Below are 15,140 nucleotides of genomic sequence, written 5' to 3' on the forward strand. Positions count from 1 at the left end.
TTATAACATTGCGTCTGTCCACGCCGGGCTCAAGGCTTGCCGATCAGCATGGCGATGGCGGCCGCCACGAACGGGAACGGCACCGATACGGCGCAGCGGAACCAGACGAAACGAGCCGGCATGAATGGGATCTCCCACAGGATCACCCGCTGGAACGCGAACAGGGCCCAGGCGACGACATAGGCAACCACCTGGGGCACCCCGCCGCCCGACTTCAGCGCCACCGTGCCGATGGAGAAGCCGATGACAGGTCCGCCCGGCGTGGCGGCACCGGCGACCACGGCGGACGCGACCCCGAGCCATCCGCTGTCCGGCCCGAGCCACCCGGTGATCACCTGCTGCGGGATGATGGCGGCGATGTAGCCGGAGCCGATCACCCCCAGCGCGATCCGCGGCACGATGTTGATGAAGTCCAGCGAGCCTTCGCGCAGCGAAGCGCTGAACACGGCAGGGCCGCGGCCGAAGGCGATCAGGCCGACGCCGAACACCGAACTCCACAACAAGATGTCGATCAGAAGCGCGGCGCTCACGTCTCGTCATCCTTCGTCATCGGCTTCGGATAGAGCCGGACATAGACGAAGCGGCCGAGCGCGCCGGCGAGCACCGGCAGCGGCAGCGAGATCACGATCCGCCACAGCGTGAAATCGGTGCCCATGATCGGGATTTCCCATGCCACCGCCCGACCGTAGCCGATCAGGGTCCAGCTCACGACCATGGCGATGGTGGCTCCGAAATCGGCGCCGACCGCGAGCAGCGCGCTCGCGACCGGATAGGCGGTGAAGGGACCGCCCGGCAGGATCGCGCCGAAGGCGGTGCCGATCAGAAGCCCCATCAGGCCGGATTTCGGCCCGAGCGAGCGCGAGACCTTTTCGTGCGGCAGGATCTCCGAGATGAACGCACCGAGCAGACAGCCGGCCAGCACGCGCGGCAGGATGCCGCCGAACAGCGAAAGGTCGTGGGTGAGAATGTCGAGAACACCGCCCGTGCCGTCACGCCGCCAGACCAGAGCGGCGCTCACCGCCACCAGGACCGCGATGATGATGGTCGACCAGCCGATCGGCTTGCGCACACGCCCAGGCCGCGGCTCGGAGTCCGCGTCCTCGGCAGACGCCGGGTCTTTCGGGGAAGGTTCTGACAAACGGGCTTGGGTCGGATCGAGGGGATGCCCGTCCTGATTAAGCGCGCCGGCGATGTGATGCAAACGGTGTGATGACACACCCATGCGCGCACCGCGCAAGGCAATTCCGCATAGCAAAAAGGCGGCCGCAGACGACCGCCTTGTCTGTCATTCCGGGACGCACGAAGTGCGAACCCGGAATCTCGAGATTCCGGGTCTGGTGCTGGCGCACCATCCCGGAATGACGAGATGAGACCTCACGCCTTCTCGAACAGGGACTCGACGTATTCCCAGTTCACGAGGTTCTCGACGAACGCCTTGAGATAGTCCGGACGGCGGTTCCGATAGTCGATGTAGTAGGAGTGCTCCCAGACGTCGCAGCCGAGGATCGGGGTGGCGCCGTGCACCAGCGGATTCTCGCCGTTCGGGGTCTTGGAGATCTCAAGCTTGCCGTTCTTGACCTGGAGCCAGCACCAGCCGGAGCCAAACTGGCCGACGCCGGCCGCCTGGAAGTCGGTCTTGAACTTCTCGAAGCCGCCGAGGTCCTCGTTGATCTTCTTCTCGAGCTTGCCCGGCAGCTTGGTGCCGCCGCCATTGGGCTTCATCCAGCTCCAGAAATGAATGTGATTGTAGTGCTGGCCGGCATTGTTGAACACCGCGGGGTTCTTGCCGAACGAGCCCTTGACGATCTCTTCAAGGGATTGGCCTTCCCATTCGGTCCCCTTGAGCGCGTTGTTGCCGTTGGTGACGTAGGCCTGATGATGCTTGTCGTGATGATATTCCAGCGTCTCCTTCGACATGTACTGGCCGAGGGCGTCATAGGCGTAAGGGAGGGGGGGCAGCGTAAAGGTCATGGCTTCTTGTCCGCAACTGGTGGGAACGAGTTCTAACGGTCACCCCTTATAGAAGGTTCCGTGGCCGTTAAATACCGCCAATTTGCGAAAATGCGTGAGGCGGACGCTTGGCACGATTGCATAAATCGTCGCAGCACGCGGGCATTCGCGCGGCTGGGTGCCCTGGTACAAAATAACATTGCCTTTGAGGCGCTTATCCCAGAACGAATGCATCAACCGACGTTGCGAAAGAGAAAGTCATGAGCATCGAAATCGACATCCTGAACGGCGACGCCTCGTGGCCGATCGCAGAGCCGCTGCACCAGGCGGTCTGGGGCCAGCACATGGTCGCGGATAAGCCCTGGGCTCATGTCAAATGGGCCAATGCCGATCTCCGCGTGCTGATCGAAACGCCCGAGGATGGTCTCGTCTGCCATGTCGGCGTCTACTTCCGAACCGTCACCTGGAACGGGCAGAAGGTCCATGTCGGCGGCATCGGCGGCGTCTGCACCCGCGAGGACCGGCGCGGCCGCGGCTACGCGACCATGGCGATGGACGCGGCGGTGCACACCATGCGCGCCAACGAGGCGGTGCGCTTCGCGCTGCTGTTCTGCGAGCCGCACAATTTCGCGTTCTACGAGGCGCGCAGATGGCAGCCCTTCAAGGGCGAGGTCTATTGCGAACAGCCGGAGGGCCGAATCCGCTTCGACTACATGGCACCCTACGTCTTCGACATCGTCCGCGCGCCGACGCTGGGCACCATCGACCTATGCGGCCTGCCGTGGTGAGCCCTGCGTGAGCAAGGGCTGCGCCGGCCGCCTCACGCCCTATAATATGTCAACCATCATTTAACGTCCCGCCCGGTGAACATGACGATCGACGCCTCTGCAGACGCCGTCCCGCCGATTGCGCCGGTCGCCTCCCCCATCGCCAGCCTGCTGACGGCGCCGATCCTGCCGACATTGCTGCGGCTCACGATTCCCAACATGATCGCGATGGTCGGCAGCACGCTGGTTGCGATCGCCGAGACCTCCTATATCGGCCGGCTCGGCACCATCCCGCTCGCCGCGATCGCGCTGGTGTTTCCGTTCGCAATGCTGACGCAGATGATGAGCGCGGGCGCGATGGGTGGTGGCGTCTCCTCCGCGATCAGCCGCGCGCTCGGGGCGGGAGATCGCGACCGCGCCGCGACGCTCGCGCTGCATGCGGCCATCATAGGCCTCTGCGGCGGGCTGTTCTTCACGGTGATGATGCTCGTGTTCGGCCGCTCGTTCTTTGCGCTGCTCGGCGGCCGCGAGCGCGTGCTCGAGGAGGCCAGCGGCTATTCGCAGGTGCTGTTCTCCGGCGCCGTCGCGATCTGGCTCGTCAACACGCTGGCCTCGGCAATCCGCGGCACCGGCGATATGCGTCTGCCTTCGATGACGCTGATCGGGGCGAGCGTGCTCCAGGTCGCGCTCGGCGGCACCCTCGGCCTCGGCCTGTTCGGCGTGAAGCAGTTCGGCATGCCGGGCGTAGCGAGCGGCCAGCTGATCGCGTTCAGCTGCGCCGCGGTCTTTTTGCTCTGGTATCTCTTGTCCGGCCGCAGCCGATTGCAGCTCGACGTCCGCGCCTTCCATTTCGAGCGGGCGATGTTCCTGGACATTCTCAAGGTGGGCGCGGTGGCTTGCCTGTCGCCCCTCCAGACCGTGCTCACCATTCTGATCTTCACAAAAATCCTCGCGACCTTCGGCACCGAGATGCTGGCCGGCTACGGCATCGGGTCGCGGCTGGAATTCCTGCTGATCCCGATCACCTTCGCCTTCGGCATCGCATCGGTGCCGATGGTCGGCATGGCAATCGGCGCCGGACATTTGAAGCGCGCGCGGCGCGTGGCCTGGACCGCGGCGACCGCCTCCGGGCTCACGGTCGGCCTGATCGGCCTCGTGATCGCGCTCGATCCGTCGCTATGGGTCGCGCTCTTCACACGGGATCCCGGCGTAACCGCCGCTGCCTACAGCTATTTCTACTGGGCAGGTCCGGCTTTCGTGTTCTTCGGCATGGGCGTATCGTTGTATTTCTCCTCACAAGGCGCGGCGCGCGTCGGCGGGCCCGTGCTCGCCTCCACGGCGCGGCTCCTGATCGTCGCGGTCGGCGGCGTCAGCCTCATGATGGTGCAGGCGCCGGCCTGGACCTTGTTCGCTCTGGTCGGCGGCGCCATGGTCGTGTTCGGGCTGTCGACCGCCGCCTCGGTCGCCTTCGTGCGCTGGGGCAAATGAGCGCAGGCGAATAGGCGCACGCAATAAGCGCGGGAATGTGATTCTATCCAGCGTTGCACTATCCTGCCGGCCTGCTATGGGAGGCGCCTTCATTTTCGGGGGCACTCTCCATGTTCAGCAGATTCGCGCTTCCCTTCGTCGTCCTGGCTGCACTGCTTGGCGCAGCGAGCGCCCATGCGCAGAGCGCCGATGGCACTTGGCTCACCCAGGCAGGCGATGCGCGCGTGAAGATCAGCAGATGCGGCGGTGGCATCTGCGGCCACATCGTCTGGCTGCGCGAACCCTATGACACCGCGACCGGCCAGCCCGCGACCGACAGCAAGAATCCCAATCCCGCGCTCGCGAAGCGTCCGATGATCGGCCTGCCATTGTTCAGCGACATGCAGCCGTCAGCTCCGAACAAATGGTCGGGCCAGATCTACAATGCCGACGACGGCAGCACCTATGCGAGCAGCGTCACGGTGACGGGCGCGGATTCGTTGCGGGTCGAAGGCTGCGTCGGCGCACTCTGCGGCGGCGAGACCTGGACGCGCGCGGGACGCTAGCGGTTCACGCCACCATCGCCTTCAACGCCGTGGCAGCCGAGGCATAGCCGCCCCGCGCGCCGTCGATGAAATGGACGTGATCACTGCGCAGCGCCGAGGGCGTGAAGCAGGTCATCATCGCCGCGTCCTGCTGGTAGAGGCCGTAGCGCACGATGCCATCGCGCGCGGCCGCAGCGAGACGATCGCTCAGCGCGCGTTCGAGCTCGGCCGTACAGTCGAGGATCATGCGCAGTCCGTCGTCATATTTCCTGAAGTCCGAGTTCTCGACCACCTGACGCTTGTAGACGTTTGGCACGAAGCCGCCGACCTTGATGTCGAAGCGCATGATCAGATAGGCGAACAACGTGTAGGCCAGGACGGTGGCGCGGCGCACGAGCAGAGGGCCGCGGCGCTTGGTGCGGGCTTCATAATCCAGCCCCTGCGGCGGCCATTTCAGCGGCGGCCCCTGCGCCGGCACTGGACGGCCGGCATCCGGACTGCGCTCGGCGAGATGGATGACGTCCTCGATCACCTTGCGGAAAGCCAGCGGGTCAGCGCCGCGCGCCGGCATCACCAGCACCGAGAGAATCAATCCGCGTGACGCAGGCATTACCTCGAAGCGGCAGGACAGGCCGGAGAGATCGGGCTGCGTACCGTTTGGCGCTTCAGCCACCGCGAACTCGCCGCGCTTCATCGCGGCGTCCGCCCAGGCCAGGCCGCCGCCGGAGAACATCGCATAGGACAGGTTCGCCGACGGACCGAAGCGTGCGACGCGTACGTCAAGGCCCTGCGCACGGATGGCGCTGACCGGCACCAGGGCGACGCGCATCTTCAGATCGAGGTCCTCCCGTACCCAGGTCGCGGTTGCCGCCAGCGCGTCGCGGGCAAGTTCAAGATCGTGAGGCGCGACCGCAAAGCTCGCTCCGTCGCCGCCGAACACGAAAGGGAATTCGCGCCCCTCCAACGCGTTCGTCACCGCCGCGATCACGGCGGCGCCGGCCATGTTCACCGCTTTGTAGCGCTGCGCCGCGATCGCCTTGGTGGAATCGACGATGTCCGCAACGCCGATGCTCCAATTGTTCGGCAGCGGCGAATACAGCACCGGATCCATCAGGCTGGTGAAACCGCGGAAGACCGGAATGCCGCCGTAAAAGGATTCGCCTGATGTCATCGGGGGATGCCGGATGGTTGGGATGGCACGTTGAAAAACAGATACGCGGCAGGACCGATCAGGGTTCGCCGGCCGGTCTCGCCGCGACGTCCCGATCATTGGCCAAATGGAGCTGAACAACAAGCTCGCACCGCGATGCAATGTCGCACTTTGATCGACATCAACGGCGCATCGCAAATGGTGTTTACTCTTGATTTATCGAAAATGATTGCCGCGGAATCATCGAAGCGTCCGCCTTCGGCCACGAGGACGCGACCTCACCCGTACGCCGGCATACGGGCCTCGACGCAATCGCCGGTGAAGATGCCGGAAAGGCCGACCGCCGCCGTCGCCGATTGATTTGCCGAAGACCTTGATGGCACCGGACGTGAGCGGCTAGTGCAGCTTCTCGTCCTGACGCTTGCGCAAGACATCGAGAGAGGCGTCATGACAGCCGATCAGACGCACGAATTGCTGCGGATACATCTCATGGCCGTTGCCACCGAAATTCTGATGCGTCATCGGCGGACAACGGCCGTCATCGGACGTCGCGCGGGATTGCTCCGTCTGGCCCTGATTTGAAGGGGTCATGTCAGGCATGGTCATGACTGCTCCCTGTCGGTTAGGGCAGACGGATTGACGTAACCCAGCCGGTTGCGAGGCATCTTACGACCACATCCGGTGAATTGAAATTGGGCCGGATCAACTCTATGGCGGCGGCGGAGTTCCGCTTATGCCGTATTCCCCGCGTCGATCGTGAACACGGTGCCAGTGACGTTGCGCCCGCCCTCGCCGAGCAGATATTCCACCATGCGCGCGACGTCCTCGGTCTCGGGCAGGCGGCGCAGCGCGCTGCGGCCGGCGATGCGCTTGCGTCCCTCGTCGGAGAGATTGTGCGTCAGCTCGGTCTCGATGAAACCCGGCGCGATCGCGTTCACGGTGATGCCGAGCTTGCCGACCTCGCGCGCCAGCGAGCGGGTGAAGCCGGTGGCGGCGGCCTTGGTGGCGCCATAGACCGAGAGGCCGTTATAGCCGGTGGTGGCGATGATAGATGAGATGTTGATGATGCGGCCGGCGCCATCGGCCATCATCTGCCGCGCCACGTATTTGGTGAGGATAATCGGCGACAGCACGTTGAGCTGCACCAGCGCCGCGATCTCGGAATTGTGCATGGTCGCGAGCAGGCCTTCGGTGCCGAGGCCGGCATTGTTGACGAGGCCGTAGATCGGGCCGAATTCGTCGCGGACGAGCTTTGCGAACGCCGGGATCGCATCGATCACGGCGAGATCGCAGGCGCGGAAATGCAGGCGTCCTTCGGACCCGGCGATCCCGGCCTTGAGCTCCTCGCTCTCGCGCCGTGCGGCCGCAATCACGTTGAAGCCGGCGCCGGCGAGGCGCCTTGCAATCGCAAGGCCGATGCCGCGGCTGCCGCCGGTGACTAGAACGTTATGCATCGGTGCGCGCCAGTTTGCCGGCCGGAGTGACATCGAGCGCCTCGACGAAGCGGATGACCGCCGGCACCTTGTGTGAGGCGAGTTGCGCGCGGCACTGATCCAGAATCTGGTCGCGGATCTCTTTCGTGCGCGCAGGATCGCAGCCGTCGGCGAGAATCACGTCGGCGACAACGATGCCGCCGGTGATCGGACTGCGGCGGGATTTGGCCCGTGACATCCGCACGTCGGGATGGCGGTTGATCACCGCCTCGATCTCCTCGGGGTGAACCTTCAGCCCGCCGATATTGATGATGCCGCCGCGGCGGCCGATGAAATAATAGCGATCGCCGCGCAACTCGACGATGTCGCCGCTGTCGACAAACCCATCCGCGTCGGTGAGCGCGGCAGCGTCGCGGGCAATGTAAGCATGTGCGGTGCGCGTCGAGCGAATGCGCAGCGAGCCGTCGACCACCTTCATCTCGACACCATTGCGGTTGCCGAGATAGTTGGCGGGAAAGCCCTCAAGCCCGTCATTGACAGCAAAGCCGACGCCGGCCTCGGTCGAGGCATAGGCATGACCGACCGAGGCATTGGGAAATGCCGCCTTCAGGCCGTCCAGCACCGCCTGATCGGCGATCTCGCCGGAGAGACGGACGTAGGCCGGCGCGAACTGTGCCGCCGAGCCGCTCATCAGGAGCTTGCGCCAGTGCGAGGGCGTGCCGGAAATATGCGATACGCCGCGCGCGTTCAGCCGCACGACGTGATCGGCCAACGCCTCATGCGGATCCGACAGCACCATGGAGCCGCCGGAGAGGATGGCGCGGAGGAAGATTTGCAGGCCGCCATAGCGGCGGATGTCGTAAAACGTCGCCCATACCGGCGCGGGCCCGCGCGGCGGACCTTCGGCGACGATCGCGCCGGTGAGAGCTTCCAGCGTGTGGCCGACGATCTTTGGCACGCCCGAGGTGCCCGAGGTGAGCATCAGCCATTCCGTGGCACGTTCGGTCTTCGCCGGCGCGGCCGCTTCGAGCGGCAATTGCGCCGTGACGATGAGCGCGACACCGGTGTTGGTCCAGCCATCGTCGTCGTCGGTGACGACAGCATCGATCCCGGCATCCGCGATCAACGTGTCGAGATACGCCGGCTTGAGATCGGGTGGGCATAACAGCATGCGACGGGCAATGCCGTCGAGCTCGATCATGGCAAGGCCGGACCGGAGCTGGTCGGATAGCTTGAGGAGCACGCAGCGGCCGGACAATTCGCGCAGACAGCCACCCAGGACCGTGTGCGACAGGATGTCCGTCAGCGACACAACATGGTGCGCGTCCGAGAGCGTGCGGCCCTTCAGCTCCGCGCCGAGATGGTCGCGAAGCGCAAAGATCTCACGCGGGGACATTTTCGTAGGCCCGCACGAAATCGCCGACGGTCGCGGGGAACGATGCGTCCTCGGAAATGGTGAAGGGGTCGACGCCGGTCTCGTCTTCGAGGCGCGCAACCAAGATCGCGAAGGCGAGCGAGTCGAAGCCCGTCTCGTGCAGGGACAGATCGTCCGAGAGTGCGGGAAGCGTGACGTGCTGCTCCTTGGCGATCTGCTGGATCGCTTCAATGACCTTAGACCTTACCGACATGGCTGGCTCGCTTGTTGTTATCGATTGTTCGCGTTGCGGCGGCTCTTGCTGACCGCCTCCCCATGACCGCCTGTGTACCCGACAGAAGTAAATGGCTTCTTGGACAATTCAGATAAAATTGGACCTATCTGCGCATTTTCGCAGCGTTACAGCCTGATCGTGCCGTCCACGATTTGCGCATGGGCCTCGGCGTCGAGCGCGACATAGGCGCCGGATTTCGGGTCCAGCATGAACAGCGGATCTGCTATCGCGTCCGGATCGAAGCCTTCGCGCGCGAGGTCGCCCTTCTTCTGCTTGAAGGTCTCGGTCGCGTCGATCTCGCAGCAGATACGGATGAAAACGGGGCAGGCATAGGCCGGCAGGCGCTGTCCCAGATGCGCGGGCAGCGCGGCGATGTCAAAGCCCTCGTTCACGACAAGCGCGCTCATGCCGGCGCGACCGTCAGTGCCGGGGATGCTGACACCGTAGGTGGTAGCATCAATCACGCCGGTGAAATCGCGCACGGCATCGTTCACCTCCGACGCCGCGACGTTCTCGCCCTTCCAGCGGAAGGTGTCGCCGATGCGGTCGACGAAGTGGAAGAAGCCCTTGTCGTCGAGCCGCATCAGGTCGCCGGTGCGGAACCAGGCATCGCCCCGGGCAAAGACGTCGCGCAGGATCTTCTTCTCGGTCTCGCCCGCGTCGGTATAGCCCTCGAAACGGCCGCCGCCCTGGTCCGCGGTACCGATGCGGCCGATCGCTTCACCGGCCTCACCGCGGGCGCAGGCGATGCAAAAGCCTTCTTCGTTGCGTAACGGCGCGCCGCTGTCGGAGTCGAGCTTGATGAGGCTCGCGGGAAAGCGGTGCGCGAGCAGCGGTGGAATGCGGCCGATCGCGCCGGGCTGCCCCTCGACGTTGAACAGCGAGAAATTGCCTTCGGTCGCCGCATAGAATTCGAGGATGCGGGGAATGGAAAAGCGCGCCTGAAAGTCTTCCCAGATGTCGCCACGCAGGCCGTTGCCACAGACGAGCCGCAGACGATGCGCGTTCTCATATTCCGACGGCGGCGCCTTGAGCAGATAGCGGCAGAGCTCGCCGATGTACTGGAACAGCGTGCAGTCATGCCGGACGATGTCGGACCAGAAATGCGAAGCCGAAAACTTTTCCGCAATCACCACCGACCCGCCGGCAGCCAGCATGCTGCAGGGCGCGACAATGCCGCCGACCGAGTGGAACAGCGGCAGGCAATCGTAGAGCCGGTCCTGCGGCGTCGCCCCGGTGAGGCCGGCGAACCAAAAGCCCCAGTTGAGGATGCGGCGGTGGCTGATGCTGGCGGCCTTCGGGAGGCCGGTGGTGCCCGAGGTATAGATCAGCAGCGCGCGGTCATCGATGGCGACGTTGCCATATTCGTCCGGCGAGAGCGCTCCATCGTCGAGCGCGGCCAGCGCCACGTCGATCGCGCGTTCGCCGCGGGCATCGCCATGGGTCCAGACTTTTGCTTCGGTCTTCAGATACGGCGCGGCGCTGTCCAGCATCCCCGTCAGCTTATGCGCAACGATGACATGCGACGGCTTTGCGACATCGATGCAATGCGCGAGCGATTGCCCAACGAGTTTGGTGTTGATCAACGCGGCCACGCCGCCGACACGGCTGATGCCGAGCCAGGCCGCGACATAGTCGATGCCGTTCGGCATGATCAGAGCAACGGTGTCGTCCTTGGCAATCCCAGCCGAGCGCGCCCAGCGCGCATAGCGGTTGATCCTCTTCGACAGGCCTTCGTAGTCGAGAGTGGCCTCGTCCATGACCAGCGCTGCGCGATCGGGCTGGCGTCGCGCCCAATCGTCGACGACGTCAGCGAACAGACGGCCCGGCAAAGTCTCGATCCGCGCGGTGAGCTCGATCGCCTTCAGCCAGATTTTCGAAGCCGAGGGCGCGCGCGCGACTTTCGGTTGCTCAATGACACTGGTGGTCATGCCGTTCATTCTCTCAGGCCGTGTGTGCTGATCCAGCAGCTTAGACCTGCGAGCCTGCCCAGATGTTAAGAGACAGGGTAAACCCGGTTAGTACGGGATTAACGCTGGTGACCCTTGGTCAAGCCGGAGGGATCGGCGGCATGCCGATGGCCGAGACGATCGCTGGCGCAGGTGGTGGAGTTGCCGGGGTTCAGGAAGGGGTAGCGGTAAGCCCCAGGCGAGGCGGAGCGGCAATCCGCCCGGCCTTAACCGTTTAGCCTGTAACGCGGGCGCGAGGCCGGGGCGTTGACGGGATAGTACGGATTAAGGTCGCAGGTCGCGGCGCGGCCCGACGCCGTGGCGCGGCACTGCGGTACCGAGATGAACGAACAGTCGTACCACTCCCCGCCCCCGCCGTTCGCGCCGGAATAGACGTGCATGCAGATGGGATAGCGGGGGTCGAAAGTCTGCGCATGCAGCGGCGCGGCCGCCAGCATGGCACCGAAAGTCATGATCAGGCCGAGTGAGTGGCGCATGAAGACAGTCCTCAGAAGTCGCAGCGCTAGTGCACCTTCTTGTGGCGGCGGCGCGGCGGCGGCGGTTCATCGAAGGCGTAATAGGGATTGACGTCGCAGCTGGCCGAGCGGCCCGACGCCGTGGCGCGGCATTGCGGCAGCGAGGTGAACGAGCAGTCGAAATAGTCACCGCCGCCACCGGTGAAGCCGCCGGGCGTATAGACGTGCATGCACACCGGGTATCGCGGATCATAGGTCTGGGCGCTGGCATCTGACGCGCCCAGCACCGTGAAGACCGCGATGAGCATCAAGATTGACAGACGCATGGCGAAACCTCGAATTGGTCAGGCGCCGGCGCGGATGCCAGCCGCCTCATATGGCATAACACCACGCAAGAGGCGACTGTTCCCAGGGACAGATGACGGCAAGGTGAGTGGAGCAAACTAGCCGCCGAGCCCCTGCAGCACGAGGCGGTTGAGCCTCGCCGCAAACGCCGCCGGATCTTCCGGCAATTCGCCATCCAGGATCTGCGCCTGTTCGAGCAGGAGGAGACTGAGATCATCGACCACCTTCGAGCCCGCCTGCGCCTTGGTGATCGCGCCCACCATCGGATGGCGCAGATTGATCTCGAGGATCGGCTTGGTCTTCATGCCGCGATTCTGCTGCGCCAGGATGCGCTCCAGTTCGCGACTCGGACCCCGGCTGTCGGCGACGAGACACGAGGCCGAGCTGGTGAGCCGCGTCGAGGCCTTGACGTCGCTGACGCGCTCCCCGAGGGCGGCCTTGATCACCGCGATAGTGGCGGCTTCATCCGCCTCAGGCTCATCCTTTTTCGCCTCGTCCTTGTCGTCGACGCGCGGGATCAGGTCGAGGTTGAGATCGCCCTGGCTCAGCGATTTCAGCGGCTTGCCCTCGAATTCCGAGGGCATCGAGGTCCAGAAGGCATCGACGGGATCGGACAGCAGCAGCACCTCGATGCCGCGAGCGGTCGCGGCCTCAAGCCGCGGATTGGACTTCAACCGCTCGATGCTGTCGCCGACGAGATAGTAGATCTCGGTCTGGTTCGGCTTGAAATCGGCGATCACCTGCTTCAGCGACCGCTTCTCACCCGACGTCGTGGTAAAGCGCGACAGCGCCAGCAGCTTTTCACGACGTTCGAAATCCTCGTAGATGCCTTCCTTCAGCACGGCGCCAAAGGCATCCCAGATCTTGGCGAAATTCTCCGGATCCTTCTCGGCGAGGCTTTCGAGCTCGGACACGACGCGAGTCGCCACGGCTTTGCGAATCTGCGCGAGCTGCGGATTGTTCTGGAGCATCTCGCGGGAGATGTTGAGCGGGAGATCCTCGCTGTCGACGACGCCGCGGATGAAGCGGAGATAGCCCGGCAACAGATCGGCATCATCGGTGATGAAGACGCGGCGGACGTAAAGCTTGACGCGGCCCTTGCGGTTCGGCTCGAACAGGTCGAACGGTTTCGTCGACGGCGCGAACAGCAGCACGGCGTAGGAATAACGGCCTTCGGCGCGGTAATGCAGCGTCACCGCGGGATCATCGAAGGCGGAGGCGATCTGCTGATAGGCCTTCTTGTAGTCGTCTGCGGTCAGCTCGGATTTCGAGCGCTGCCACAGCGCGCTTGCCGAATTGATCTGGCGCGGCTCGCCCTCACCAGGCACGAGCTCGATGGGAAACAGGATGTTGTCGGAATAGGCACCGACGATGCGCTCGATCTCGTAGGTCTCGAGGTATTTTTTCGCGTCTTCCTTCAGGTGCAGGACGATCTCGGTGCCGCGCGCCACGCGTGCCGCGTCCTCGTCACTGGCACGGGCGATCTCGAACCCGGAGCCGCCGGAGGACGTCCAGCTCCAGACGTCACTCTCACCGGCACGGCGGCTGATCACGACGATCTTCTCGGCGACCATGAAGGCGGAATAGAAGCCGACACCGAACTGACCGATCAGGCCAAGGCCGTCCTTGGCTTCCTTCAGCTTCGACACGAACGCCTTGGTGCCGGAGCGGGCGATGGTGCCGAGATGATCGATCAGCTCCTGTCGCTCCATGCCGATGCCATTGTCCGCCACCGTGAGCGTTCCGGCTGTCTTGTTCGGGATGATGCGGATCTTGAGCGCCTCGCCGTCACCCAGCAGCGCCGGATTTGCGATCGCCTCGTAGCGCAGCTTGTCGCAGGCATCGGAGGCATTGGAAATGAGTTCGCGGAGGAAGATATCGGTTTCCGAATAAACGGAGTGCACCATGAGGTGCAGCAGTTCGGAAATTTCGGCCTGGAAAGGCTGCGTATGCACAGCCGTATCTGACGTCGTCATGCGCTTACCCGGTCAAATCAAAGGGAGGAACCCGGATATAGCGCGACGACACGGCGGATCAAGAGGATGTGATGGGGCGCGGCAGAGCCTGCCTTGACTGGACGAATGCCCAGATCAGGTCACGCAGCGGCCGGGCTGGAGCAGCTTGGCGATCTCGGTCAGAGAGCTGACCATCGGCTCGCAGGCGATCGTCGGCTTGCTGCGCGCCTTCTGCAGGCTCTGATTCTGGTTTTGGAGCAGCACCGGCGGCTTCGCATTGCCGGTCTCGATCACCGCCGGCACCCGCAGCAGCACCGACGTATCGGCAAGGTCATTCAGTCGCATCGACACGGTTCGGGTCGGAACCGGTGCCGGCTTGATCTCGCCAAGGCGGTCGGCCTTGCCGGTTCGGTTGACGTTGTGGCTTGGCGCGTAGTTGGTGCTGTGACTGGGAATATCGGCGACCGCCTGCCAACGGTCGGCCAGATCGTGGCCGGAGGCCAATTGCACCGCGCCCAGCGTCGCGGCAATTGCGACGGCGCCTAAAAATGCCTTTTGAGTCTGTGACATGGCTGTCGATCCCTCGCCCCATGGCGATCGCGGGAACAACGCTGACCAAGGATCAGGGGTTCTCGGGCGTCACGATCACTTAACCGTGTGCGAAAAAGTCGCCGGCCGCGCAAAATATTTTGCAAGGCGTGGAACGACTTTCGCGGGCAGGAGTCGTCTCAGCAGCCGGCTATTCCCCCCTGCCCCATAAGCCGGCGACGTAGGGCGCGACTGTGGTGATGCCAGTCGCGCCTTACTTTTGTCTGGGGCTCACTTTTGCTTCGCGTTATTTGGCCATCCCCGCCAGCCAGTCTCGCCCCTCGCGATAGAGCTTCTCGACTTCAGGCCCGGTGAGGCCCGGCATATCGCGCTTGACCTTGTAGCCGATCAGCTCCTGCATGTAGGCGAGGTGGCGGTAGCCTTCGGGGAGCGCGGCGAGCGCTTTCTGGTCGAGCTGAAGCGGCGCGGCGGGATCGACCGGATCGATCCGGTCCTTCTCGTAGATCGGCTGGCGGCGGACAATCCCCCATTCGCCCTGCCGCTTCTCCAGGAAATCGTAGAAGCGTCCGGTGCAGACGACGTCGCAGAGCACGTCGTGCACCAGGGCACGCTGCGAGATCGTCATCTTGGTTTGGGCGATGGCCCGGTCGCCCTCGAGGTCGATGCTGGTGCCGCCGAGGAAATGCAGGATGCGCACGCCCTTGGCGAACCCCTCCTGGCTGACGCGCATGAAATCCCGCGCCGGCCCCTGAAACCAGGTGGCGGACATCCAGCCTTCATCATGCCAGACGGTGGCAAAGCGCTCCCAGTCGCCGGCGTCGCGCCACACCGCCCAGTTCTCGACGAGGTCGCGGATGGCGAGGCGATCGAGGAGTTGCTGGTCCATGTGCACGCCTCCGAGGGAA

Annotated in this window: 17 protein-coding genes; 3 read left to right on the forward strand and 14 right to left on the reverse strand. The window is 64.3% G+C overall.

Annotated features, from left to right (window positions below; genetic code table 11):
- Positions 1-29: 29 nt before the first annotated feature.
- The 3 genes from IVA96_RS11075 to IVA96_RS11085 all read right to left on the reverse strand — a co-directional run bounded on the left by IVA96_RS11075 (position 30) and on the right by IVA96_RS11085 (position 1,971).
- A complete protein-coding gene (locus IVA96_RS11075) occupies positions 30-530 on the reverse strand; it encodes a hypothetical protein (RefSeq protein WP_247277713.1) in 501 nt (166 codons plus the stop codon).
- A complete protein-coding gene (locus IVA96_RS11080) occupies positions 527-1,138 on the reverse strand; it encodes a permease (protein WP_247277714.1) in 612 nt (203 codons plus the stop codon). The genes IVA96_RS11075 and IVA96_RS11080 overlap by 4 nt, the downstream gene beginning before the upstream one ends.
- 236 nt (positions 1,139-1,374) lie before the next feature.
- Entirely contained in the window at positions 1,375-1,971 is a 597-nt protein-coding gene (locus tag IVA96_RS11085) for a superoxide dismutase (RefSeq protein WP_247277715.1), read from the reverse strand.
- A 239-nt stretch (positions 1,972-2,210) separates the two neighbouring features.
- Between IVA96_RS11085 and IVA96_RS11090 the strand changes: the two genes are divergently transcribed.
- From IVA96_RS11090 to IVA96_RS11100, 3 genes are all read left to right on the forward strand, one after another.
- A complete protein-coding gene (locus IVA96_RS11090; RefSeq protein ID WP_247417152.1) occupies positions 2,211-2,738 on the forward strand; it encodes a GNAT family N-acetyltransferase in 528 nt (175 codons plus the stop codon).
- A gap of 81 nt (positions 2,739-2,819) precedes the next feature.
- The gene (locus IVA96_RS11095) at positions 2,820-4,205 is read left to right on the forward strand and encodes an MATE family efflux transporter (protein WP_247277717.1); all 1,386 of its coding nucleotides are present in this window, start codon (positions 2,820-2,822) and stop codon (positions 4,203-4,205) included.
- Positions 4,206-4,315: 110 nt separating this feature from the next.
- Positions 4,316-4,750 (forward strand): DUF2147 domain-containing protein, encoded by a 435-nt coding sequence (locus tag IVA96_RS11100; RefSeq protein WP_247277718.1) that lies wholly within the window; start codon positions 4,316-4,318, stop codon positions 4,748-4,750.
- Between the two features lie 4 nt (positions 4,751-4,754).
- Here the strand turns inward: IVA96_RS11100 and IVA96_RS11105 are convergent, their stop codons facing one another.
- From IVA96_RS11105 to IVA96_RS11155, 11 genes are all read right to left on the reverse strand, one after another.
- Complete coding sequence (locus IVA96_RS11105) at positions 4,755-5,900, reverse strand: DUF3095 domain-containing protein (protein ID WP_247277719.1); 1,146 nt, start codon at positions 5,898-5,900, stop codon at positions 4,755-4,757.
- Between the two features lie 375 nt (positions 5,901-6,275).
- Positions 6,276-6,485: a hypothetical protein gene (locus IVA96_RS11110; RefSeq protein WP_247277720.1), complete on the reverse strand. Its 210-nt coding sequence runs from the start codon at positions 6,483-6,485 to the stop codon at positions 6,276-6,278.
- 125 nt (positions 6,486-6,610) lie between these two features.
- A complete protein-coding gene (locus IVA96_RS11115; protein WP_247277721.1) occupies positions 6,611-7,333 on the reverse strand; it encodes an SDR family NAD(P)-dependent oxidoreductase in 723 nt (240 codons plus the stop codon).
- Positions 7,326-8,708 carry a fatty acid--CoA ligase family protein gene (locus tag IVA96_RS11120; protein ID WP_247417155.1) on the reverse strand — a complete coding sequence of 461 codons (1,383 nt, stop codon included), beginning with the start codon at positions 8,706-8,708 and terminating at the stop codon, positions 7,326-7,328. Before IVA96_RS11120 ends, IVA96_RS11115 begins: the two co-directional genes overlap by 8 nt.
- The gene (locus IVA96_RS11125) at positions 8,695-8,940 is read right to left on the reverse strand and encodes an acyl carrier protein (protein WP_247277723.1); all 246 of its coding nucleotides are present in this window, start codon (positions 8,938-8,940) and stop codon (positions 8,695-8,697) included. Before IVA96_RS11125 ends, IVA96_RS11120 begins: the two co-directional genes overlap by 14 nt.
- 146 nt (positions 8,941-9,086) lie before the next feature.
- Positions 9,087-10,901, reverse strand: coding sequence for a long-chain-acyl-CoA synthetase (locus IVA96_RS11130; RefSeq protein ID WP_247417157.1), 1,815 nt, complete (start codon positions 10,899-10,901; stop codon positions 9,087-9,089).
- Positions 10,902-11,137: 236 nt separating this feature from the next.
- Entirely contained in the window at positions 11,138-11,407 is a 270-nt protein-coding gene (locus IVA96_RS11135; RefSeq protein WP_247277725.1) for a DUF3551 domain-containing protein, read from the reverse strand.
- Between the two features lie 26 nt (positions 11,408-11,433).
- A complete protein-coding gene (locus tag IVA96_RS11140; RefSeq protein WP_247277726.1) occupies positions 11,434-11,712 on the reverse strand; it encodes a DUF3551 domain-containing protein in 279 nt (92 codons plus the stop codon).
- A gap of 117 nt (positions 11,713-11,829) precedes the next feature.
- Positions 11,830-13,707 carry a molecular chaperone HtpG gene (gene htpG, locus IVA96_RS11145; protein WP_247417160.1) on the reverse strand — a complete coding sequence of 626 codons (1,878 nt, stop codon included), beginning with the start codon at positions 13,705-13,707 and terminating at the stop codon, positions 11,830-11,832.
- A 114-nt stretch (positions 13,708-13,821) separates the two neighbouring features.
- The gene (locus tag IVA96_RS11150) at positions 13,822-14,256 is read right to left on the reverse strand and encodes a hypothetical protein (protein WP_247299152.1); all 435 of its coding nucleotides are present in this window, start codon (positions 14,254-14,256) and stop codon (positions 13,822-13,824) included.
- Positions 14,257-14,521: 265 nt separating this feature from the next.
- Positions 14,522-15,121 carry a nuclear transport factor 2 family protein gene (locus tag IVA96_RS11155; RefSeq protein ID WP_247417162.1) on the reverse strand — a complete coding sequence of 200 codons (600 nt, stop codon included), beginning with the start codon at positions 15,119-15,121 and terminating at the stop codon, positions 14,522-14,524.
- Between the last annotated feature and the right edge of the window lie 19 nt (positions 15,122-15,140).

The organism is Bradyrhizobium sp. 159, assembly GCF_023073795.1.
Classification (GTDB): domain Bacteria; phylum Pseudomonadota; class Alphaproteobacteria; order Rhizobiales; family Xanthobacteraceae; genus Bradyrhizobium.